At 67.9% G+C, this 21,491-nt stretch carries 18 protein-coding genes and 4 pseudogenes; 8 read left to right on the top strand and 14 right to left on the bottom strand.

The genetic code is table 11. The annotated features are described in order from the left end of the window. Nucleotides 1–69: 69 nt before the first annotated feature. The 4 genes and pseudogenes from RNB18_RS04700 to ligA all read left to right on the top strand — a co-directional run bounded on the left by RNB18_RS04700 (nt 70) and on the right by ligA (nt 4,443). Nucleotides 70–945: a TIGR03619 family F420-dependent LLM class oxidoreductase gene (locus tag RNB18_RS04700; RefSeq protein WP_311712852.1), complete on the top strand. Its 876-nt coding sequence runs from the start codon at nt 70–72 to the stop codon at nt 943–945. After that, complete coding sequence (locus tag RNB18_RS04695) at nt 942–1,370, top strand: nucleoside deaminase (RefSeq protein ID WP_311712851.1); 429 nt, start codon at nt 942–944, stop codon at nt 1,368–1,370. The genes RNB18_RS04700 and RNB18_RS04695 overlap by 4 nt, the downstream gene beginning before the upstream one ends. A gap of 122 nt (nt 1,371–1,492) precedes the next feature. Further along, nucleotides 1,493–2,313 (top strand): annotated as a pseudogene (locus RNB18_RS04690) (IS5 family transposase). Between the two features lie 51 nt (nt 2,314–2,364). Continuing rightward, complete coding sequence (gene ligA / locus RNB18_RS04685; protein WP_311712850.1) at nt 2,365–4,443, top strand: NAD-dependent DNA ligase LigA; 2,079 nt, start codon at nt 2,365–2,367, stop codon at nt 4,441–4,443. 169 nt (nt 4,444–4,612) lie between these two features. Here the strand turns inward: ligA and RNB18_RS04680 are convergent. Beyond that, nucleotides 4,613–4,822: pseudogene (locus tag RNB18_RS04680) on the bottom strand (transposase family protein); the annotation flags it as partial. A 315-nt stretch (nt 4,823–5,137) separates the two neighbouring features. On the opposite strand from RNB18_RS04680, the gene RNB18_RS04675 reads away from it, so the two are divergent. Then, nucleotides 5,138–5,293: a hypothetical protein gene (locus RNB18_RS04675; RefSeq protein WP_311712849.1), complete on the top strand. Its 156-nt coding sequence runs from the start codon at nt 5,138–5,140 to the stop codon at nt 5,291–5,293. Between the two features lie 421 nt (nt 5,294–5,714). On the opposite strand, the gene RNB18_RS04670 is transcribed toward RNB18_RS04675, so the two are convergent. Further along, nucleotides 5,715–5,873 carry a hypothetical protein gene (locus RNB18_RS04670; RefSeq protein WP_311712848.1) on the bottom strand — a complete coding sequence of 53 codons (159 nt, stop codon included), beginning with the start codon at nt 5,871–5,873 and terminating at the stop codon, nt 5,715–5,717. Between the two features lie 10 nt (nt 5,874–5,883). On the opposite strand from RNB18_RS04670, the gene RNB18_RS04665 reads away from it, so the two are divergent. Next, entirely contained in the window at nt 5,884–6,006 is a 123-nt protein-coding gene (locus RNB18_RS04665; RefSeq protein ID WP_311712847.1) for a hypothetical protein, read from the top strand. 32 nt (nt 6,007–6,038) lie between these two features. On the opposite strand, the gene RNB18_RS04660 is transcribed toward RNB18_RS04665, so the two are convergent. The 7 genes from RNB18_RS04660 to RNB18_RS04630 all read right to left on the bottom strand — a co-directional run bounded on the left by RNB18_RS04660 (nt 6,039) and on the right by RNB18_RS04630 (nt 13,881). Next, nucleotides 6,039–7,073, bottom strand: a complete 1,035-nt coding sequence (locus tag RNB18_RS04660) for a 2-hydroxyacid dehydrogenase (RefSeq protein WP_311712846.1) — start codon at nt 7,071–7,073, stop codon at nt 6,039–6,041. Continuing rightward, entirely contained in the window at nt 7,070–7,693 is a 624-nt protein-coding gene (locus tag RNB18_RS04655; protein ID WP_311712845.1) for a histidine phosphatase family protein, read from the bottom strand. Before RNB18_RS04655 ends, RNB18_RS04660 begins: the two co-directional genes overlap by 4 nt. Then, nucleotides 7,690–9,177: an FGGY-family carbohydrate kinase gene (locus RNB18_RS04650; RefSeq protein ID WP_311712844.1), complete on the bottom strand. Its 1,488-nt coding sequence runs from the start codon at nt 9,175–9,177 to the stop codon at nt 7,690–7,692. Before RNB18_RS04650 ends, RNB18_RS04655 begins: the two co-directional genes overlap by 4 nt. After that, entirely contained in the window at nt 9,174–10,682 is a 1,509-nt protein-coding gene (locus RNB18_RS04645; RefSeq protein ID WP_311712843.1) for an FGGY-family carbohydrate kinase, read from the bottom strand. Before RNB18_RS04645 ends, RNB18_RS04650 begins: the two co-directional genes overlap by 4 nt. 5 nt (nt 10,683–10,687) lie before the next feature. Continuing rightward, nucleotides 10,688–11,812 carry a sugar ABC transporter permease gene (locus tag RNB18_RS04640; RefSeq protein ID WP_311712842.1) on the bottom strand — a complete coding sequence of 375 codons (1,125 nt, stop codon included), beginning with the start codon at nt 11,810–11,812 and terminating at the stop codon, nt 10,688–10,690. A 122-nt stretch (nt 11,813–11,934) separates the two neighbouring features. Then, on the bottom strand, nt 11,935–12,771 hold the full coding sequence (locus tag RNB18_RS04635) for an ATP-binding cassette domain-containing protein (protein ID WP_311712841.1): 837 nt from the start codon (nt 12,769–12,771) through the stop codon (nt 11,935–11,937). Nucleotides 12,772–12,804: 33 nt separating this feature from the next. Beyond that, the gene (locus RNB18_RS04630; RefSeq protein ID WP_311712840.1) at nt 12,805–13,881 is read right to left on the bottom strand and encodes an ABC transporter substrate-binding protein; all 1,077 of its coding nucleotides are present in this window, start codon (nt 13,879–13,881) and stop codon (nt 12,805–12,807) included. Between the two features lie 308 nt (nt 13,882–14,189). Here RNB18_RS04630 and RNB18_RS04625 point away from each other — a divergent pair, with 308 nt between their 5' ends. Continuing rightward, nucleotides 14,190–14,996, top strand: a complete 807-nt coding sequence (locus tag RNB18_RS04625; RefSeq protein ID WP_311712839.1) for a DeoR/GlpR family DNA-binding transcription regulator — start codon at nt 14,190–14,192, stop codon at nt 14,994–14,996. 348 nt (nt 14,997–15,344) lie between these two features. On the opposite strand, the gene RNB18_RS04615 is transcribed toward RNB18_RS04625, so the two are convergent. After that, nucleotides 15,345–15,971, bottom strand: a complete 627-nt coding sequence (locus tag RNB18_RS04615; RefSeq protein ID WP_311712838.1) for a CGNR zinc finger domain-containing protein — start codon at nt 15,969–15,971, stop codon at nt 15,345–15,347. A 306-nt stretch (nt 15,972–16,277) separates the two neighbouring features. Here RNB18_RS04615 and RNB18_RS04610 point away from each other — a divergent pair, with 306 nt between their 5' ends. Then, on the top strand, nt 16,278–17,138 hold the full coding sequence (locus RNB18_RS04610) for an MBL fold metallo-hydrolase (RefSeq protein ID WP_311712837.1): 861 nt from the start codon (nt 16,278–16,280) through the stop codon (nt 17,136–17,138). A 191-nt stretch (nt 17,139–17,329) separates the two neighbouring features. Here RNB18_RS04610 and RNB18_RS04605 read toward each other — a convergent pair whose 3' ends face one another. The 4 genes and pseudogenes from RNB18_RS04605 to RNB18_RS04590 form a co-directional block, all read right to left on the bottom strand. Beyond that, nucleotides 17,330–18,232 carry a class I adenylate-forming enzyme family protein gene (locus RNB18_RS04605; RefSeq protein WP_311712836.1) on the bottom strand — a complete coding sequence of 301 codons (903 nt, stop codon included), beginning with the start codon at nt 18,230–18,232 and terminating at the stop codon, nt 17,330–17,332. Between the two features lie 95 nt (nt 18,233–18,327). Continuing rightward, a pseudogene (locus RNB18_RS04600) lies at nt 18,328–19,083 on the bottom strand (nuclear transport factor 2 family protein); the annotation flags it as partial. A gap of 33 nt (nt 19,084–19,116) precedes the next feature. Beyond that, nucleotides 19,117–20,055 (bottom strand): annotated as a pseudogene (locus RNB18_RS04595) (NADP-dependent oxidoreductase); the annotation flags it as partial. Nucleotides 20,056–20,394: 339 nt separating this feature from the next. Further along, entirely contained in the window at nt 20,395–21,429 is a 1,035-nt protein-coding gene (locus RNB18_RS04590) for a nuclear transport factor 2 family protein (RefSeq protein WP_394817582.1), read from the bottom strand. Nucleotides 21,430–21,491 lie beyond the last annotated feature (62 nt).

The following is a 21,491-nucleotide window of genomic DNA, read 5'->3' as shown; positions in this document are numbered from 1 at the left end:
GCTGAACGGCCTCTGAACAGGCGGGAATCCCTTCTGGCGATCCATACGTCCTGCCTAGGGTTGGGCCCTATGAAGATCGGAGTGAACGTCCCCAATTTCGGCCCGGGCACTGACCCCGGAGTGTTGCGAAGCTGGGCCCAGACCGTGGAGGGCCTCGGCTTCGACTTACTGATGATCTCGGACCACATAGCCATTACGCCGGATGTCGCCGAGCGCTATCCGGCACCCTTCTACGAGCCCTTCACCACCTTGTCCTGGCTGGCCGGCCTCACCACCGGTATCCAGCTCGGCACGACGGTACTCATCGCTCCCTACCGGCACCCGCTGCTCACCGCCCGAATGGCGGCCAATCTGAATGAGCTGAGCGGCGGCCGGCTGGTCCTCGGCGTGGGAGTGGGGTGGGCGCGGCAGGAGTTCACCGCCCTCGACATCCCGTTCTCACAGCGCGGACAGCTGACCGACGGCCACCTGCGGGACATCCGGGCCGCCTGGAAGGACACCGCCTCATACGGAGACCGTCGGATCCCGGTGTGGGTCGGCGGCAACAGCGACGCGGGGCTGCGCCGGGCCGTACGACTCGGAGACGCATGGCATCCGCTGCGCCCCACCGTGCCGTGGCTGCGCGAAGCCGTAGGCAGGCTGGAGACGTACGCGGACGAGCAACGCTTGCCCGTGCCCGACCTGGCTCCCCGCATCGCCCTGCGCCTCACCAAGGAACCGGTCGACGGAGCGGGACGGCTCGCCGGTGAGGGCACCATCGACCAGATCATGGGCGATCTCGACCAACTGCGGCTGCTGGGCGCCAAGTCCGTCGTCCTCGACACCTACCCGGGCGACCCCCACGCGACATGTCACCCGCAGGCGGCCTGGCAGGCCCTCGCCACCGTGGCCGCGCGCCTTCTCCCGCCCAGCACCCCACCCCGCACCACGATGGAGCAGTCGTGACCACACCTGACGACCACACCCTTCTCCGACAGGCCATCTCTCTCGCGGCCAAGGCACGCGCGAGCGGCAACCCGCCCTTTGGATCTCTGTTGGCAGGACCGGACGGGACGATCCTGGCCGAGGAGCACAACACCACCCTCACCGACAACGACGTCACCGCACACCCGGAACTCAAATTGGCGAGGTGGGCCGCAAGAGAACTCGACGCGCAAACGGCGTCAGGCATCACGATGTACACCAGCTGCCAGCCGTGCGGGATGTGCGAGGCCGTCATCCAATGGGCAGGACTGCGGCGAGTGGTGTTCGCCCTGTCCAACGAACAGCTCCTGGACATCAGGCCGGGCAGCAGCCGACCGCCCGTGCCGCAGGACGGCCCCGCGCTGCTCGACGAGGTACGGGCTGCGGTCGAGCCCTACTATCACTGACCGCCAGGCCCAGGGCGGAGCCCGCCGCCAGCGGAACGCACCCGGGCTCGTCCCTCCAAAGGAGCCACACCCGTTTGACTTAGACCGTGTCCTAGTGTGGTGAGGCGGTCGTTGGCCTCAACATGGGGCGCGGAACCTGGAGTTGGATCGTTCCGGACGGGCTGTGGGAGATCGCGAAGCCGTTGATCCCTCCGTCCAGGGTGCGGTCGCAGGGCGGCGGAACGCAGGACACGCCTGATGAGACGCTGTTTGCGGCGATCGTCTACGTTCTGGTGAGCGGGTGCGCCTAGCGTGCCTTGCCGCCGTGTTTCGGGATATCGAAGTCGACGGCTCACCGACGGTTCCTGATCTGGTCCAGAGCCGGTGTCTGGGGCCGACTGCACGAGGCCGTACTGCACCGACTGGACGACGCCGGCCTCGTCGATGTCACCCGAGTCGTCCTGGACACCGCGCACGTCCGCGCCAAAAAAGGGGGGGCGAACACACAGGTCCGAGCCCCGTGGACCGGGGCAAGCCGGGTTCCAGGATGCACATCCTGTCGGACGCGAACGGCCTGCCCCTCGTCGTCGGTGTCTCGGCCGGCAACGTCCACGACAGCGAAGGGCTGAAGCCCATGGTCGAGGGCCACCAAATGCAACACGACCCCTACCGCGGCCGGTACTTCAAGCCGCAGCGGCTGCACGCGGACAAGGCGTACGACGTTCCCCACCTGCGGAAATGGCTGTGGGGCAAGCACATCGGCGTGCGCATCGCCCGCAAAGGGATCGAGTCCAGCGAACGTCTAGGGCGTCGGAGGTGGGTGATCGAGCGGACCATGTCCTGGCTGTCGGGTTACCGCAGACTCAGCCCTCGCTACGAACGTCACCCCCGCAACTACCTGGCCTTTCTCGGACTCGCCGCGGCCCTGTGCTGCTACAAGCGACTCGTTCGCCTCACCACATAGGACACGGTCTTGGCCAGTGGCATTGTCAGTGGTGGGAGGCAGGATGTCGGCATGACCACACCAGTTGCGCAGATCGTGGACGCCGCTGCCTACGCGCAGGCCGTCGAGGACGTCGTGGCGGCCGCGGCCGCCTACTACGCGGACGGCACTTCTCCGCTCGACGACGACGCCTACGACCAGTTGGTGCGCGGCATCGCCGTGTGGGAGGCCGCTCACCCCGACCAGGTGCTGCCCCACTCCCCCACGGGCAAAGTCGCCGGCGGCGCGGTCGAGGGCGATGTGCCGCACACGGTGGCGATGCTGAGCCTGGACAACGTGTTCTCGCCCGAGCAGTTCACCGCGTGGACGGCCTCGCTGGCCCGCCGGATCGGCCACGAGGCGGAACGCTTCAGCGTGGAGGCCAAGCTCGACGGTCTCGCCGTCGCGGCCCGCTACACCGAAGGTCGCCTGACCCGGCTGATCACCCGCGGCGACGGGATCGCCGGGGAGGACGTCTCGCACGCGATCGGCACCCTCGTAGGGCTGCCGGAGAAGCTGGACCAGACGGTCACCGTGGAGGTGCGCGGCGAAGTCCTCATGACGACGGCCCAGTTCGAGCACGCCAACGAGGTGCGCACCGCGCACGGCGGGCAGCCGTTCGCCAACCCGCGCGGCGCGTCCGCGGGCACGCTGCGGGCCAAGGACCGGGCATACACGGTACCGATGACGTTCTTCGGCTACGGCCTGCTGCCCCTGCCGGACACCGACGCCGAGCTCGCCGAGCAGCTGGACGGGCTCGCCCACAGCGAGCTGATGACTCTGGCCGCCCGGCTGGGAGTCCACACCACCAACGCCACCGCGGTGCCCACCGTCACGGCCACGACCGTGGACGAGGTCATGGAGCGCGTACGGGAGATCGCCGCACTCCGCGCCGAGCTGCCCTTCGGGATCGACGGCATCGTCATCAAGGCCGACCTGGCCGCCGACCAGCGAGCCGCCGGTTCCGGGTCGCGCGCGCCCCGCTGGGCGATCGCCTACAAGCTCCCCGCCGTGGAGAAGATCACCCGCCTGGTGGCGGTGGAGTGGAACGTGGGCCGCACCGGGATCATCGCCCCGCGCGGCGTCCTGGAGCCGGTGGAGATCGAGGGCGCCACCATCACCTACGCGACGCTGCACAACCCGGCCGACATCACCCGCCGTGACCTGCGGATGGGCGATCACGTCATGGTCCACCGCGCCGGCGACGTCATCCCGCGCATCGAGGCGCCGGTCGCACACCTGCGCACCGGCGACGAACAGCCCATCGTGTTCCCCGAGATGTGCCCGCGGTGCGGCTCCGCCATCGACACCAGCCAGGAGCGCTGGCGGTGCGAGCAGGGCCGTAACTGCCATCTGGTGGCCTCCCTCTCCTACGCCGCCGGCCGCGACCAGCTCGACATCGAGGGCCTGGGCGCCACCCGCGTGGTCCAGCTCGTCGAGGCCGGCCTGGTCGCGGATCTGGCCGACCTGTTCGCCCTGACCCGTGAACAGCTTCTGACGCTGGAGAGGATGGGCGAGACGAGCACCGACAACCTGCTCGCCGCCCTCGCCACGGCCCGGACCCGGCCGCTGTCGCGGGTGCTGTGCGCGCTCGGCGTGCGCGGCACCGGCCGATCCATGTCCCGCCGCATCGCCCGGCACTTCGCCACCATGGACAACATCCGTGCCGCCGACGCCGAGGCCCTGCAACAGGTCGAGGGCATCGGCCCGGAGAAGGCCCCCTCCATCGTCGCCGAACTCGCCGAGCTCACCGAGCTGATCGACAGACTCGCCGCGGCCGGGGTGAACATGACCGAACCCGGCGCCACTCCCCCGGCCGCGGCAGACGACTTGGCAGCACCGGCCGACACCCCGGACGACCGCCCGCTTACGGGCATGACGGTCGTGGTCACCGGCGCGATGACCGGGCCCCTGGAAAACCTCAGCCGCAACCAGATGAACGAGCTCATCGAGCGGGCCGGCGGCAAGTCCTCCTCCAGCGTCTCGAAAAAGACCTCCCTCGTGGTCGCCGGCGAAGGCGCGGGCTCCAAGCTTGCCAAGGCGGAAACCCTCGGGATCCGCCTCGCCGCACCCGACGAATTCGCACTGCTCGTCGCCGACTACCTGCCCTGATCACGTCACCGCCGACCGCCTGACCGCTGCGCCCAGCGGCACGGGCCAGGTCAATGGACGTCCTCCCAGAGCGAGGAGGCCGCCGACTACACCGGGAAGCAGAAGCCCGTTCAGCGCGAGCGCGGCCTTTCCGCCCTGGACGGGACCGGCCAGGGCCGGTGACGCAGCAGTAGACGGTGATGGTGCCGATCCCGGAACCAGCCGCAAGCTGGGCATACGGCTGGCCGTTGCGGAGGTGGACGAGGGTGAGCAGGGCCTGCCGACCCGCGCTCAGGCGCCGCCATCGGGTGCCGAGAAGACGACGGTGTTCCCTCAGGCGGGCAGTGAGGAAGCGCAGGGTCGAGCTGGACACGTCGACGCCGGACGGGTAGACAAGCACAGGCCAACTGCCCATCCGACAGGTGAGATTGACAACGGCTCACTGTACGACTGGCAGCTGCCCCGCCCCGCCTCAGCCGCTGAACCTACGTATGCGATTACGTAGTTCTACTGGCGCCTCGGGAAGGCAGCGTTGGGAGACTCGCCCCATGAGCTGCCTGACGGAGCCGTGGGGTCACGCCGGGGAGCTTGCTGCCTCCCTACTGGGCAACCGTCGCCAACTGTCCAACGGGTAGCGAACGCTGTCTGGCCATTAGAACCCGGCTGAACATTGGAGAGTCCTCCGTTGGTTTCCAAGATTCGTGTCCTACTGGGCATGCTCGTGCTCCTGGCGCTGGCCCTCGCCGCCGTCGCCCTGCTCGCGGCCATGAAAGCCGATGCCACCTGGTTCACGATCGTTCCTCTCGGCATCCTCGTTGTCGGCGCGTCCGTCGTCCAGTCGCTCGGATGGTTCAACAAAAAAGGCCGGTGACTGGCCTGGCGGCTCGCAGGGCACACGGTTCTACCACGGCGCCCTGCTCGTGGGGCAACGGCAGGTCCGTCCGGCTCATCCGGGTGCCGTCGAGCAGCCAGTCTGCAACCTTCCTGCTCAACTTCGCGGCCATGGCTGACCGCCGCCGCCCATGTCGTGAAACTGCGGACAGAGCCGTTCTCCAAGAATCGCCAGCGATCGAGGTTGATCAAGACGATGAACGAGGTGTCCCTGTCACGGGTGCCGTTGTGCACGTACCAGTTCGGTGCGGTGTCGGCCTTCGTGCTGACGAAGTCCATCGGGTTGATCAGGTGGAGCTGGTCGTCGACGGTCGTGCTCGACTTCTTGATGTACTCGTCCGGTGTGAGGCCGGTGTCGTCGAGACCGCTGCGTCGCCGGCCACGGCGTTGTGGTTCCAGCTCTACTCGGTGTAGTTCATGACGCCCACGGCGTCGAAGGCGGGCGTCGTCTTGAGCTTGGCCTGGGTGGCGACGAAGGCGAGACCGGGACGGTGTTGGCGGAGTCCGCCTTCATGTAGGTCCCGGCGGAGCGGATGACCTCCTGCTTGAGTCTTCAGCATGGTCGCGGCAGTGAGTTTGGTGCCGTCGGGGTCGAACGCCTTCGCCCGCAGCCGCACCGGTGGCCTCGACCTTGCCACCGCTGATCGCCTGGTCTATCAGCAGGTGTTCGCCCAGGAGTTCCCCAGGACGTAGGGCCGCCTATCTCGACACGGTTCCCTACGTGCTCAGTGAAGTCGGGCGAGAACGTCGGGATTTGCGCAGTGCGCGAGTGGCTGGCCTTGCAGGAATCTTTCTACTTCCGAGGCCACGATGGAGGCGGCGTTGAAAGCGGTCTGCTTGCTGGCGCCGGCCAAATGGGGCGTCATGACGATGTTGGGGGTCGTCAGCAGGCGTGAGCCCGCGGGGATCGGCTCGCGGGGGAAGACGTCGAAGGCCGCGCCGAAGAGCTTTCCGGCGTCCAGGGCGTCGCATACGGCGTCGTAGTCGACGAGGGACCCGCGGGCACAGTTGACCAGCACGCCGCCCGCGGGCATCAGGTCGATCATCTGCCGGGAGAGCAAGCCCTCGGTTTCCGGAGTCGCGCGGGCGTGGACGGTGACGAACGTGGAGCGCCGCATGAGGTCCGCCAGGTCGGTGACCTCGGCCGGTGACACGTCGTCCGGACGGACAAAGGGGTCGGCGACGAGCACATGGGCGCCGAAGCCGCGCAGGATGCGGGCGACCCGGGAGCCGATGGCGCCGTATCCGACGATGCCGACGGTGCTGCCCTCGAGCTCGGGCCCGACCTTGTCGAACATGTAGTAGTCACCTCGCCAGGTGCCTGCGGCGAGGTCCGCGTGGGTGGCGGGGACTCGTCGGGCCGCGGCCATCATGAGGGCGACCGTGTGCTCGGCGGTGGCGGTGGCGTTGCGGCCGGGGGCGAAGGAGACCGCGACGCCGTGCCGGGTGGCTGCTTCGAGGTTGGCGTTGACGGGGCCGCCGCGGCTGACGCAGAACAGGCGCAGATCGGGGCTGGCTTTGAGGATCCGTTCGGTGAGCGGTGCCATCTGGGTGACGCAGATGTCGACTCCGTCGAGGGCCTCGATGAGCTCGTCCTCGGTGCCCGATGCCTCCCGTACCTCGGCCACCTCCCCGAAGGGCTCGACCGGCCAGGGCAGGGTGAGTTCGCGGAAGGTCGCGCCTGGTGCGGCCGGCCGGAGCCTGTCGATGAGCAGGGAGTTAAGGACGAAGTGGTCACCGGCGGCGAGGATGGTGGTCACTTGAGTGCTCCTGGGGTCACGGGGCGGTTCAGCGTCAGCAACGACGGCACGCCGTCGTCGAGCACGACTTCGTTCAGGGCGCAGTTGGCCAGGAACGGGAAGGTGCGGCGGTACTGGCGCAGCGGCAGGCCGAGAATGCGGCAGAGCGCGAGCCGGATCGCGGTGGAGTGGCCCACGACGAGGACGCGGCCTTCGCGGTGATCGACCTGGAGGTCGGTGAGGAACTCCAGATAGCGGTCGCTGGCGGCCAGGGGGTCCTCTCCCTTGGGGAAGTGGTTCGTCACCGGGTCGCTCTTGAAGGCTGAGAGGTGGTCGGGAAATCGCTGTTGCATCTCCGCGCGCGTGAGGCCCTCGGCGATACCGAAGTCGAGTTCGCGCAGCCGTTCGTCCACGCTCAGTGGCAGCCCGGTGCTCACCGCGCTGTCGCGTGCGGTTTCTTGCGATCGCGTGAGTGGGGAGGCGAAGACCGCGGTCAGCTCCGCCTGCTCCGCCCAGTCCGCGAGCGCGCGTGATTGTGCGTGGCCGCGCTCGGTGAGCGCGATGTCGGTGCTGCCGGCATACCGGTTCTCGGCGTGCCACAGGGTCTCCCCGTGTCGGACGAAGATGACATGGAGGCTCAATGCGCCGTCCTTTCTCGTGCGTGGGTCGCGACGGCGCCGGGGAGCCAGCCGCGTTGGACAAGCAGATCGAGCAGCCGGAAGTACCCCTCGTCGTGAGGGTTTTTCTCTGATTGGCGTGGTTCGAGGGTCCGGTCGAGTCGCACCATCGCGGCGGCGACGCTGTCCAGAGCGTCACGGCTCGATGCTGCCAGCACAGCCATGCCGAGCGCGGGTTGCGCGTTGTGCGGAAGGCTCACCGGGCGTTGCAGTACATCGGCGCGCAACTGGTTCCATAGGGGGTTGCGAGTGGCCCCGCCGGTGAGGACGATCGCTCCGTCGGTCGGGGCGCCGAGCAGGTCCACGTAGTCGAAGCAGAGCCGTTCGACGTAGGCGGCGCCCTGCAGCAGTGCGGCGAAGGACTCGGCCCGGGTGGCCGGCTCGCGGCTGCCGAACGCGCGGGCGTCCGCAGCGACGAAGGGGAAGCGTTCTCCCGGGGAGACCAGCGGATAGCGCAACAGGTCGGTGGGCAGCAGCGCCGCGGCCTCGCGGGTGAGCGTGTCCAGGTCGGCGTCCGCGAATTCGCGTGCGACCAGGCCGGCTCCGACACTCGAGGCTCCACCGGGCAGCCAGTGGCCGGAGGGTGATCGGTGGGAGTAGACGACCCCGTGCGGATCATGGACGAGGTCTTTGGTGACGCCTTTGAGGACCAGGGTGGTGCCCATGACCGAGTTCCAACTGCCGACTGCCGTTGCGCCGGAGCCCAGTTGTGCCGCGCAGCCGTCGGTCATCCCGGCGACGACGGCGGTGCCTTCGCTGAGCCCGGTCTCGGCAGCGGCCGCGGCGCAGACCTGACCGATGACCGTGCCGGGCAGCACCAGGTCGGGCAGCATCGCGCGGGGGATCTCCAACGCGGCGAGAACGGGTTCGGGCCATGTCACCTGTGCGGCGTCGGCGCCGGTCTTGAGCGCATTGCTGGTGTCGGTGGGTACTTCGTGCCCGACGAGCTTGCGGTTGATGACGTCGTTCTGATGCGCCAGTCGCCAGCCGTTCTCAGCGGCGTGGGGGTAGTGGTTGAGCAGCCATCGGAGCTTGGGCAGAGCCCAGGAGCGCTGCATCCGCTGGTAGCCGGACTTGGCCCACTGCTGCTCCCCGGCGGCGTTGACCTGTTCTGCCTCCGCCGCGGCGCGCCCGTCGTCGTACATGAGTGCTGGTGTCACACAGAGGCCACGGCGGTCCAGCATGGTGATGGTGCCGGAGGTCGCGTCGACGGCCACTCCCTGGACCCGGCGCAGGTCGGCACCCGCGGCCCGTGCCAGGTCGATCGCCGTGAGGATCGCGCGCCACCACTGCTCGGGGTGCTGCTCGTGGCGATCGTCCTCCCGGCTGCTGGTCAGTGGGCAGGAGCCCTCGCCCAGCACACTGCCGTCGGACGCGGCGACGACCACACGTACGCCCTGAGTCCCCAGGTCGATGCCCAGCCACGCATCGCTTCCGCCGGCGGTCATGCGCCGACTCCACCGGTCGGGGTCGGACGTGTCTGTCCGCGGCCGTGTGCCCACAGCGGCTGGTTCAGTTCCCGCAGCTGCAGGAAGTCGGTGTACCGGTCGCTGAAGTCGTCGAACGCCTCCAGATCGGGCTGGTAGGTGGCGGCAACCTCCACGTACTTGGCGGCGGCGGTCGGGAGGTCCGGCTCGCGGCCGGTGGCGACCAGGCCGGTCAGCCAGGCGCCGCGGGCCCCGACCTCCGCGGAGGCGGGAATCGTCACTGGAAGGCCGGTCACATCGGCGATCAGCCGCATCCAGAAGTCGCTTCTGGTGCCGCCGCCGCAGAGCGCAAGTCTGTCCGGGGAACCCGGGGCCGCGGCCAGGCAGTCGCGGATGGTCATCGTGACTCCCTCCACCAGCGCACGGGCCACGTCTTCGCGGCCGGCTTCCAGGGACAGGCCGGACAGGGAGCCTCGCGCCGTGGTGTCGAAGAACGGGGCCCGCTCGCCGGCAGGTGAGAGGTAGGGGATGAACCGCACCCCGGCTGTGTAGCGTCTGCCCTGCGCTGCCAGAGCCATCAGATCGGTGACCGAGGTCAGTCCGAGCAGCCCTGCGCCCCAGTCCAGGACATCGCCGCCGCTCATGGTGGGGAAGGCGCGAAGATAGCGCCCGGGCACCCCGAGCGTCACGGTGATGCCCACCGGCTCGTCGGTGACCACCGTGTCCGTGATGACCTCCGTGGACAGGGTGGTGCCGAGGATGCAGCACGCCTGGCCTGAGGCCACCGCGCCAGTGCCGATGGCGGTGGCGCAGATGTCGTACGGCGCCATCACCACCGGGATTCCTGCGGGCAGGCCGGTCTCCGCGGCTGCCGAGACGCTGATCGTGGTGACCCGGTGGTCGTCGTCGCGAAGCTCGGGCAGGAGTCGCCGCGCCCACTGAAGGCCGTAGAGCTCGAACAGACGGTCGGACCAGTCGCGCCGCCTGATGTCCATGAACGGTGCCGATGCGTCCGACTCGTCGACGGAAGGCTCACCCGTCAGCTTCAGGTGAAGCCAGCCACCGCAGGTCAGCAGGTGACTCGATCGGGCTACCCGGTCGGGGTCGTTCTCGCGCAGCCAGGCCAGTACGGCGTTGGGCATGCCGGTGGACATCCGCGACCCGCTGGTCCGGAACGCCTCCCGCGCCACCCCGTCGCGCTCCCACGCGGTGATCTGGGCGGTGGCCCGTCCGTCGTTCCACAACACGGCCGGCCCGGTGGGACGCCCCTGACCGTCGACCAGCCAGGCGCCGTCGCCCTGTGCGGTGACGGCGACCATGTCGGGTACGTCGGGGAGCGCGGCGACGACTTCCCGTACGGCGTCGGCAACCGCGGCCCAGACCTCGGACATGTCCTGCTCGGCCCACCCGGTGCGGGGCCGCAACACCTGGGTCGGCCGTCGGCTGACCGCCAACTCCTTCCCGTCGTCGGAGTATCCGACCACCTTGATGGTGGTGGTGCCCGCGTCCATGGCGATCGCAGTCACTCGCTTCACCCCCGACCGTGGGCCTGGCGCGAGCGCCGGGCGACGGAGTCCAGGCCTACGGCGATGAGCAGGACCACGCCGGTGATGATGAACCGGTAGGAGGAGTCGAGGTTCAGCAGTGTCAGACCGCTGGAGATCGACTGGATGACCAGGACTCCGAGCAGGGCGGCGATGGCCGAGCCGCGACCGCCGAACAGGCTGGTCCCGCCGATCACCGCAGCGGCGATGGCGTTGAGGTTGACGTCTCCGGTACCGGTGCTCTGGTTCGCCGCGGCCAGTCGCGAGGCGGCCAGGATGCCGCCGACCGCGGCCAGCGCGGAACACATGACGAACGCCGAGGTGTATATCCGCCGCACGTTGATGCCGGCCCTGCGGGACGCCTCGGCATTGCCGCCGACCGCGTAGATCGATCGTCCGAACTTGGTGCGGGTCAGCACGTAGTTCATCACCAGCACCAGGGCGACGAAGAACACGAACATCCAGGCGACGCCGCGGGTGCGGTTCAGGTAGAAGACCACGAGCAGCAGCCCGGCCAGCAGCAGAAGCGACTGCATGACAAGCCACTGCAGCGACGAGGAGGACAGCCCGGCGTTGCGGCGGGTCCGGGCACGCACCCACCCGGTGGCCAGGAATCCAGCCGCGGCCGCCACCGCCAGTGAGTAGGCCAACCAGACGGGGACGAACCACAGCTGGGCGAACTTCACCAGGGTGGAGTCGTAGGGCAGGTTGATCGCGTTCTGGTCTCGAAGCAGCCACAGCTGTACGCCGAGGAAAGCCAGCAGCCCGCCCAGGGTGACCACAAAGCTGGGCACGCCCACGCGATTGAGCACCTGGCCGTAGAGCCAGCCGATCAGGCAGCCGCCGGCTACGGCCGCGAGGACCGCCAGCCACATCGGCTGGTCGTTCTTGACCATGACGACGGCCGTGATCGCGGCCGACACACCGCTCACCGATCCCACGGAGAGGTCGATCTGGCCGACCAGGAGGACGCACACGATCCCCAGCGCGAGAACGCCCACTGGCACCATGTCGAAGGACAGGTTCACCAGATTGGTGCTGGACAGGAAAGTCGGATTGAGGATCTGGAAGATCGTCCAGATCACCACGATGCCGCCGACGACTGGCAGCATGCCCAGGTCTCCACCCCGAACGCGGCGGATCGTGGCCCTGATGCTGTCGGTGATGCCTTGCGGCGTTACAAGACGCTCATCCTGTAGGTCAGTGGCCGATGCCACCGAGTTTTCGGTGATGGTCACAGCTCTTCCTTCTCTTCCTGCTTTTCCTGCTTTTCCTGCGGGGAAGTCGGTCGGCCTGCGGCTCGCCGCGAGACCACGTTGTCGGTCGCGCCGGTGATCGCGGCGATGATCTCTTCGGAGGAGACGTCCTTGGCGTCGTACACACCGTTGTTGCGGCCCAGCCTCAGCACCGCGACGCGGTCGGCCACCGCGCGGACGTCCTCCATGTTGTGACTGATCATCACCACGCCGAGTCCGTTGTCCTTGAGCCGTTCGACCAGGTTGAGGACCTCGGCTGTCTGCGCGACGCCCAGGGCGGCCGTCGGCTCGTCGAGCAGGACGATCTTCGGGTTGCTCAGCAGGGATCGGGCGATCGCGACCGTCTGCCGCTGGCCGCCCGAGAGGGCGGCCACCGGGACACTGAGTGTGGGGATCTTCGCCGACAGCTGTCGCAGCAACTCCCAGGAGCGCTTCTCCATGGCGACGTCGTCCAGCATCCAGGGCCGAAGTTCCTGGCCCAGGAACAGGTTCGCCTTGACGTCGAGGTTCTCGCACAGGGCCAGGTCCTGGAAAACGGTGGCTATGCCCATCGCATGAGCAAGGGCCGGTGAGCCGAGGGACACCTTCTTGCCGTGTACGAAGATCTCCCCCACGTCCGGGGTGTACACCCCGGAGAGGATCTTCACCAGGGTGGACTTGCCGGCGCCGTTGTCCCCGACGACGGCGACCACCTCACCGGCCGCGACGTCGAGCTCGATATCGGTCAGCGCGGCGACCGCGCCGAAGTTCTTGCAGATTCCGCTCAGCGACAACACGGTGTCCGTGCCCGCACCGGTGACCGCGGTGCCTGTCATCGTGACCCTCTTTTCCTCAGAGACTTCAGACCGCTACTGGATGCCCAGGCGTCCGCAGGCGGCGGCGTACTGCGCGGTGCACACGTCCTTCACCTTGAGCACTGCACCGGAGCCGAAGATGACTTCCTTGAGGTTCTTCTGTGTCACGACGGTCGGCTTGAACAGCTGCGACGGGGTGTTGAACAGCTTGGTGTCCGCCTTGGGCTCCTTGCCCTGCAGCAACTGTTCGGCCACGTCTGCGGCCGCCTCGGCGACGATCTTGATCGGCTTGGAGATGGTGTTGTACTGATCTCCCGCGATGATGCGCTGGATCGCTGCCAGCTCCGCGTCGTTGCCGGTGATCGGCGGGACCTTCACATCGGCGGCCTTGAAGGCCGCGATCGCTCCGCCGCCGGTGCCGTCGTTGGCCGCCACCACGCCGGCGATCTTGCCGCGGTACTGGGAGATCTGCCCGCTCGCCCACTGCTGGGCCTTCTCCGGCGCCCATCCCGGTGTGTCGTATTCGGCGAGCAGCTTGAATCCGCTGCTGTCGACGGCGTTGTGAACACCCTTCTTGATCAGCCCGGCAGCAGCGTCGGTGGGAGACCCGTTGATCTCGAGCACACCGCCCTCGGCCTTGGTCTCCTTCAGGTGATCGACCAGCGACTGGGCGATGGACTCGCCGATCGCCTCGTTGTCGAACGACACATAGAAGTCCGCGGGCTTGTCCGGGATGGGACGGTCGTAGGCGACCACCTTGACGCCCTGGGACTGCGCCGTCTGCACGATCGTGGCTGCCCCGGCCGAGTCCACCGGGTCGATCACGATCACCTTGGCACCCTGGGCCATCGCGGAATTCGCCTGCTGCTGCTGCAGCGAGGCGTCACCATTGGCGTTCTGGTAGATAACCCCGCAGTCCGGGCACAGCTTGGCCATACGCTTCTTGAACAGCGGAGCGTCGTACTGCTCGTAGCGGGTTGAGGCCAAGTCGGGCATGAGGAATGCGACCTTGCCCGACTTTCCGTCCGCCTTGGCGGACCCGGAGTTCCCGCCACTCGGTTCCTGAGCGCATGCGGTGAGAGCGCTGAGGGCGAGAATGCCGGCGAGAGCACCAATGGCCAGTTTTCTCATGTTCGACTCCTTGATCCAGAACCGTGTAGCCGCCGGTTGGTCGCTACGACGTAACGCACAAGAAACGCGTGGCTCCTGCGGGTGTCAACACATCCTGAGAACTGAACACCGATGTTTGATCCTTTGCTCAACCTGACTGTTCGTTCTCCTGGCATGGGGGAACATCGGTGTGCCATGCTCCTTCGGGGAGCGCGCCACAAACCCTGCTGTAACACGCTCGTTGCAGGTGAGAGCGCGCAGCTGACGAGATGAAAACCCGACACAACGCGTATGTGTTCTGTTAACAGAAAGGGAACAGAGGGACTTTCATGAAGGAAGGTAAAGATCCGGCCACCGGCGAGGGCGGGCGAGGGCCGCGCGAGAGGCGCGAGCGGATCAAGAGCCGTGTCGTCGACGAAGGCTTCGTCCGCATTGAGCGGCTCGCCGACGAGCTGGGCGTGACGCCGATGACCATCCGCCGGGATCTCGACTACCTGCAGGGCAAGGGCTGGCTGAGGAAAGTCCGCGGCGGGGCGACCGCACAACCGTCGACGGCCTTCCACGGCGACATACGGCACCGCACCCAATCCATGGCGCCGACGAAAAACGCGCTCGCCCATGCCGCACTAGGCCTCGTCAAGCCCGGTCAGTCCCTCATCGTCGATGACAGCACCACGGCCCTCGCGCTTGCCGGACTGCTCTCGCAGCGCGCACCACTGACGATCATCACCAACTTCGTACCCGTCATCCAGGTTCTCGCCGGCAGTCCGGGAATCGAGCTCATCTCACTTGGCGGCGCGTACTACCCCGCCTACGACGCATTCCTCGGCATACGGACCATCGACGCGGCGAACACCCTGCGTGCCGACACGCTGTTCGCCTCGACGACCGCCATCACCCGCGGCCACTGCTACCACCAGTCCCAGGAGACGGTGGGAGTGAAACGAGCCCTGATGGAAGCCTGCGACCGCAAAATCCTTCTGGTCGACCACACCAAGTTCCAACGCCGCGGCCTCTACCAGCTCGCACCCGTCACCGCGTTCGACCTCGTCATCGTCGACGCCGGCATCTCGGCGTCAGAGCTCGACACACTGCAGGCCAGCGGCGTGGAAGTCCTCGTCGTCGACACGGGGTGAAACCCGGTGCGCGTGCAGCGCGGAGCGGGCCGCGACAGCCACCGGCGTCATGCTCGGGTGCCGTCCCGATGCCGTCTGTGCATGGTCATGGCTGCGAACTCTCGACGGCTCAGCGCAGCTCCTGGATGCGGGTCAAGTTGCCGGCGGATCAAGGACGGCGCAGTCGCGAACGCCGTAGGGCTGCACGGTCGGCTCCTGGACGACCTCGGCGCCGGCTTGCAGACATGCGAAGGCGCAACCTCGGCCAACAGACGCTACGACAAGAGAGCTTACGTCTTCCACGGCACGGTGACCGCCGCGTCGGTCCGCTTACGGCTCCAGCCGTAATCCGGCCGGACAGCTGGTCGGTCAACTTGTCGGGAGGTTCCGGCCCGGTCGCCCGCGCCGCGCACGCGACTTCCGCAGGTTGGCGACGTTGCCGCAGGTGCGCACGTCGTGCCACACACCACTGGTGTTGCGGGAGTTGTCCCAGAAGGCCACCGCGCACAGCGGATTACGGCACAGCTTCAAGCGGCGCCACGTTCCAGCGAGTTGGGCGTCGTAGATCGCCAGAAGTACCCGTTGACCGAGAGCGGGAATGCCCACTGAGCCCGGTACGAATCTCACGGTCCCGTCGGCTTCGAATCGAACCCTGACGGCTGCTTCGACGGCTGCCGGCCTGGTGCCCTCGTCGTGATCCAGGTCGTGGTCGCGCTCGACCAACGACCGCCGTATGGCGTCACGCAGCGCCCGGAGATCACCCACGCCTGGGCTGTCGCCCGCGATCCCGTAGGCGCCCAGCCACCGCGCCGCGGTATCCGGCGCGTCCAGAAGGTCCGGAACATCGCCACCGGCCTTCGGGATGGAAGCGGTGTTCAGCAGGTCCTGAACGATCCGCAGCTCACCAGGCGCCATCGCGACGCCAAACCGGTCGTTGCCGTCGGTGCCCGCATGCGTGGCACCGACGTCTGCATCTCCTTGCCCGCCTTTCTCCATGACAGAAGCGTACACGCTTTGTATGTGCCACGTCGGCGCACACGACGCGAAGATGCGGACACCCAAGCCTTGTAATGACGCAAGCAAAAGCCATACGGTTATGTCACCACGACGGAAAGGATCGACTGTGATCACCTATCCGGACAGAGGGAACCCCGGCCTACGGCGGACGGACAATGCGCCCGCATCCGCAGCGAGCGGCATGGTCGAGGACTGGGCCGCGACGCACTTCGCCGGCACCGACTACCAGAAGCATGTCCCGCGGCGGGAGAATCTCGCTGCGGCCGGCGGACAGGCGGAAGCCCGATGAGCAGCACCGATCTTCGCTATGAGGTCTTCGTCTCGGACATGGTGCCGGTTACGGTTGCGGCTCCGCCACGGCCGGACGGCGGGCCGTCGCTGTGGTCATCGATGTCCCACACGCTCATCTACGGGAAGACCGAGGCGCTGCTGACCGACCCGCCGGTCACACGCGGGCAGGCCGACACGCTCATCAAATGGGTGGAAAGCCACGATGTGGCTCTGCGCTACATCTATGTGACCCACGCTCACTTCGACCACTTCGCGACCACGAATTACCTGCTGCGCCGGTTCCCCGACGTGACGGTCGTCGCGAGCGACGCGGTGCTCGCGGGCATCGCTCGCCAGACACCTGGCGGAGTGCTGGCCGGCGTGTACAGGGATATCTTCGGCGACGCCCTTCCCGAGCCTCCGTTGACTGTCCAGGGTTCCGTGTTCCCCGCCGGCGGGCTGCTCCTCGACGGGCACGAGCTCGTCGCGCACGAGGTCGGCCACTCCGACACCGACGACACCAGCGTGCTGCACGTGCCCTCACTGGACCTGGTCATAGCCGGTGATGTCGTCTACAACAACGTGCACCAGTACCTCGGAGAAGGCCGAGACGGCGGACTGGACGCGTGGCACCGGGCCCTCGACAAGGTCGCCGCCTTGAAGCCACGTTTCGTGGTGGCCAGTCACAAGGACACCCAACGCGGAAATCCCGCATCGGACATCGAAGAAACGCGGCGCTATCTCGACGCCGGCGCCGTCGTCCTCAAGCAGGCCACGGCCCCCGCGGAATACTTCGACGCGATGAAGCAGCGCTATCCCGAGCGTGTGAACCCGTGGGCAATCTGGCTCAGCGCCCTTCAACTGTTCGGCACCTGACCGCCAAAACCGGCCTGTGCACGGCGGGGAAGGCGGCAGGCGGCGTCTTCCCTGCTCACGGCACGGCAGTGAAACGCGGCAACTGGCGGGGCTTTACCAGCAGATGCCGGAGTTACCAGACGCTGCGGAGGCGCGTCAGATCGGCCGGAGATCCCCTCGTGCCTCTGGTCCGGGCATCAGTACAACGAATGTCAGGCCCGTTCCAACGGCATCCGAATTCCTCCTTCGGACAGGCCGTACCCCTCGACGAGCGGGAACCCGTACCGGGCCTCGAACCGGGTCAGCAACTCGGCGGAGGCGGGTGCGGCGCCGCAGACTCCGAACCGCAGCGACGAGGTGTCGGGCCGGACGTCGTCCGGGAGCGCCGCGAGCATGCTGTAGATCGTCGGCACCGCGCTGAAGAAGGTGGGGCGCTCCTGCTCGACGAGTTCGAAGAAGATGCGGGGGGCGAAGCGGCCCGCGATGACGACGCTCGCGCCCACGAGCAGCGGCAGAAGGACGCTGACCACGATGCCGTTGACATGGAAGAGCGGCAGGATCAGCAGGCACCGGTCGGCCGGCCCGACCTCCAGCGCCCGGCGCCCCATCTCCACCATGGCGTCGATGTTGGCGTGGTCGAGCATCACGCCCTTGGGCACTCCGGTCGTACCACTGGTGTAGATGAGCAGGGCCAGCGTGGCCGGGTCCAGAAGCGGTGCTTGATCCGGCTCTGTTGTTCCTTCGTACAGTTCGCCGACCGCGAGTACGGCGACCTCGTGCGCCATGACGGCCGTACCGTCCTCGACCACCAGCAGGCGCGCACCGGAGTCCTGGAGCTGTCGGACCACTTCGACGTCGGTCATGCTCGGGTTGACCGGCGTGACGGTGGCAACGAGCCGCCAGGAGGCGAACAGCAGGACCACGAACTCGACGCGGTTCGTCAGCTGGAGGGCGACGACGTCACCGGGACCGATCCCGAGGTCCTGGAGCTGACGCGCTGCCATGCGGACCCGGCTCAGCAGTTGCGTGTTGGTGAGGGACTGGTGCCCGTCGGAGACCGCGGCTCCATGGGGGTCGAGTTCGGCGCGGCGGTCGGGCAGGGAAGCGAAATTCATGGCGGGCTTACCTGTCTCGGTATGTCTCGGGGTGATGCGATCCGGTCAGGCGCCGGCCAGGGGCCGTAGCGCGACCGCTACGACCCCTGAGGCCGTCAGAACATCGTGTTGTCGTTGGCGGCGGTCTCCGGCACGTCCTGCACGGCGTCCCAGTGCTCGACGATCTTTCCGTCCCTGACCCGGAAGAGGTCGATGACCGCTCGGCCGCGCTCGCCCGGGGTCTCGACGTAGTGGCTGTGGACGGCCACCAGGTCGCCCTCGGCGATGATCCGCTTCGGGGCGATCGTCAGCTGCGGGAACTGCTCGAAGTACGCGCCCGCTCCGGCCTTCACACCGGCCACGCCGTCGGGGAAGTTCGGGCTGTGCTGGTGGTATTCGGGGCCCACGTAGGTGTCGATGGCGGTCAGGTCCTTTCGGACCAGGAGCTGGTCGACGAAGGCAGTGACCAGCTTCTTGTTGTAGGCGGTGAACCACCGCTCCCCTGGCCCCTCGACCTGCGGCCGGGAGAGGGTCGAGAACATGTCGTTGCCGTTGGCCGTGGTCGCCGGCACCTCCTGGAGGATGTCCCAGTGCTCGGCGATCTTCCCGTCCTGGAAGCGGAAGATGTCAAAGACGGCCATCCCGGGGGTGCCGGGAACCAGGACGCCGCGGGAGTGCAGGAGCACCAGGTCGCCCTCGGAGATGACTCGCAACACGTCGAACGTGGCGTCCGGGAACTGCTCTCGCATGCCGGCGCCGAAGGCCTTCATGGCCTCGGGGCCGTCAGGGGCAAGCGGGTTGTGCTGGATGTAGTCCGGCCGCACGTGGCGCTCGACGACGGTCGTGTCGCCCCCGTCGAACACGGTCCTGAGGACTTGGGCGGCGATCTGCGTCTTCACCGTCCCTTCCACGGTCAGCACGATCTTGCCGGTGGTGCGGCCGGTCTCGCCGAGGGCGTGGGCCTTGGCCGCCTCGGCGAGTGGGAAGGTGGCCTCGATGTGGGCGCGCAGGGCGCCGGTTTCGACCAGGTCGGCGATGGCCTGCATGCCGGCGCGGTCGGCCTCGACGAGGAGGGCCTCGTAGCGGATGCCCCGTTCGGCGATGCCGGCCAGCTCGTCGGGGTCGACGGGTACCGGCAGGATCGAGACGAGGGTGCCGCCCGGGCGCAGCACGGCGAGAGAGCGGGCGCGGGCCGCGGTGTCCAGCGAGACGGAGTCGAGGACCACGTCTATGTCCTTGACGGCCTCGGTGAAGTCGACCGCGTGGTAGTCGATGGCCTCGTCCACTCCCAGAGAACGCAGGAAGTCGTGCTTGGCGGCACTGGCGGTGCCGATGACGTAGGCGCCACGGGACTTGGCGATCTGGACCGCGAGATGGCCGACGCCGCCGGCGGCCGCGTGGATGAAGACGCGCTGCCCGGGCTGGATGTCGGCCGTGTCGACGAGGGCCTGGTAGGCGGTCAGGGCGGCGAGCGGCAGAGCGCCGGCCTGGACGTGGTCGATACCGGCGGGCTTGTGGATGAAGGCGCGGGCGGGGCCGGTCACGTACTCGGCGTGGGAGCCGACGCCGTGCGGGTAGGGCAGCATGCCGAAGACCTCGTCACCCGGCTTGAACACGGTGACGCCGGTACCGACGGCCTCGACGACTCCGGAGACGTCCCAGCCCAGGATGAGGGGCAGCCCGCTGGCGGTCATGGGCTGGGCGCGGTTCCACCAGTCCGTCGGGTTGACGCCGGCAGCGCGGACGGCGATCAGGATCTCACTCAACCCCGGTTCGGGCCGGGGCAGTTCGACCTCCTTGAGCACCTCGGGGGAACCGTGGGAGTCCTGGCGGATGGCACGCATCGTGGCGGTACTGGGATTCGTCATGCATCCAGCGTCGCGGCCCGCGCCCCCCAGGCACCATGGCATGAATGCCAATTTTCAACGGGATCATGCCACAACGTAGGTCGTCGATTCGGTGTCATCCACGCCCAGGCTCGCCACGTTCGGCGACTGCCGGTCCACTCCACCGGGCGATGCTTAACGCGGACCTCTGTGCCCGGACTCCATACGGCGTCTGGAACCGCTGTTCCAGCGCAACCCCAGCCGCGGGAACGCCTTCGGTCTGGTGAAGTCCTTGTGACGCGTGAAAAGCCGGGCGCAGGGTTCCGGCGCCTGTCCGGAACCCCGCGCACGCCGTCGTCAGAACATGGTGTTGTCGTTGGCGGAGGTCTCCGGGACGTCCTGCACGGCGTCCCAGTGCTCGACGATCCTTCCGCCCCGCACCCGGAAGAGGTCGACCACGGCCTGGCCGCGCGTGCCCGGTGTGAGGACGTAGTTGCTGTGGACGGCCACCAGGTCACCCTCGGCGATGATCCGCTTACGGGTGACCCTCAGTTGCGGGAACTGGGCGCCGAACGCGGCGGCTCCGGCCTTCAGGCCGGCCACGCCGTCGGGGACGTTCGGGCTGTGCTGGTCGTACTCGGGGCCCACGTACGCGTCGACGGCGGACGGGTCCTTCTTCACCAGGAGCCGGTCGAAGAACGCGGTGACCAGCTTCCTGTTGTACGCGGTGCGCCACGCGGGACCCGGCGCCTCGGTCCGCGGCCGACTGACCGTGGAGAACATGTCGTTGCCGTTGGCCGTGGTCGCCGGCACCGCCTGCAGCACGTCCCAGTGCTCGGCGATCTTCCCGCCCTGGAAACGGAAGATGTCGAACGCGGCCACCCCGCGGGTGCCAGGGGTCAGGACGATGTTCGAGTGCACGAGCACCAGGTCGCCCTCCGAAATGACCCGCTTGATGTCGTACCGCAGGTCCGGGTACTGCTGCCGCTGGAGGGCACCGAAATACTTGAGGGCCTCGGCGCCGTCGGGGGCCAGCGGGTTGTGCTGGATGTAGTCCGGCCGTACGAAACGGTCGACGACGGATGTGTCGCCCCGCTCGAAGACACCCTTGAGAAGCTGGACGGCGACCGCCTTCTGGTAGCCGAGCCGGGCGCTGTCGCCATATCCGGCGCTGGAGATTTCCGCGGCTCGATCGCGGCCGGGAGCTTCGCGATGTGCGGCGGAAGCGACGGCGGGCACGGCAGCGGCACCCGTGAGAGCGACAGCCATGAGTGCGGCGGCAAGGGTACGGCGGCGGGCGAATGCGGTGGTGTTCACGGGGGCTCTCTTCTCCGGACTCGGGGGCTCGTAGATGAGTTGATCGGTGGGCCGCCTGGTGGCGGTGTTCGTCATGTGCCGAGCCTGGCCGCCACCCGCCGCACGCTACAATGGCACGAATGCCAACTTTCGACGGG

The organism is Streptomyces doebereineriae, from assembly GCF_031845645.1.
Classification (GTDB): Bacteria; Actinomycetota; Actinomycetes; order Streptomycetales; family Streptomycetaceae; genus Streptomyces; species Streptomyces canus.
Note: the sequence above shows the minus strand (reverse complement) of the source record. Positions and strands in the feature narration are given on the sequence as shown.

What these genes read in the sequence shown, in the direction of transcription:
- RNB18_RS04700 (WP_311712852.1), top strand. Translation starts at nt 70, where the DNA reads ATGAAGATCGGAGTGAACGTCCCCAATTTCGGCCCGGGCACTGACCCC.
- ligA (WP_311712850.1), top strand. Translation starts at nt 2,365, where the DNA reads ATGACCACACCAGTTGCGCAGATCGTGGACGCCGCTGCCTACGCGCAG.
- RNB18_RS04675 (WP_311712849.1), top strand. Translation starts at nt 5,138, where the DNA reads ATGCTCGTGCTCCTGGCGCTGGCCCTCGCCGCCGTCGCCCTGCTCGCG.
- RNB18_RS04670 (WP_311712848.1), bottom strand. Translation starts at nt 5,873, where the DNA reads ATGCTGAAGACTCAAGCAGGAGGTCATCCGCTCCGCCGGGACCTACAT.
- RNB18_RS04650 (WP_311712844.1), bottom strand. Translation starts at nt 9,177, where the DNA reads ATGACCGCCGGCGGAAGCGATGCGTGGCTGGGCATCGACCTGGGGACT.
- RNB18_RS04640 (WP_311712842.1), bottom strand. Translation starts at nt 11,812, where the DNA reads ATGCTGCCAGTCGTCGGCGGCATCGTGGTGATCTGGACGATCTTCCAG.
- RNB18_RS04635 (WP_311712841.1), bottom strand. Translation starts at nt 12,771, where the DNA reads ATGACAGGCACCGCGGTCACCGGTGCGGGCACGGACACCGTGTTGTCG.
- RNB18_RS04630 (WP_311712840.1), bottom strand. Translation starts at nt 13,881, where the DNA reads ATGAGAAAACTGGCCATTGGTGCTCTCGCCGGCATTCTCGCCCTCAGC.
- RNB18_RS04625 (WP_311712839.1), top strand. Translation starts at nt 14,190, where the DNA reads ATGAAGGAAGGTAAAGATCCGGCCACCGGCGAGGGCGGGCGAGGGCCG.
- RNB18_RS04615 (WP_311712838.1), bottom strand. Translation starts at nt 15,971, where the DNA reads ATGGAGAAAGGCGGGCAAGGAGATGCAGACGTCGGTGCCACGCATGCG.
- RNB18_RS04610 (WP_311712837.1), top strand. Translation starts at nt 16,278, where the DNA reads ATGAGCAGCACCGATCTTCGCTATGAGGTCTTCGTCTCGGACATGGTG.
- RNB18_RS04605 (WP_311712836.1), bottom strand. Translation starts at nt 18,232, where the DNA reads ATGAATTTCGCTTCCCTGCCCGACCGCCGCGCCGAACTCGACCCCCAT.
- RNB18_RS04590 (WP_394817582.1), bottom strand. Translation starts at nt 21,429, where the DNA reads ATGACGAACACCGCCACCAGGCGGCCCACCGATCAACTCATCTACGAG.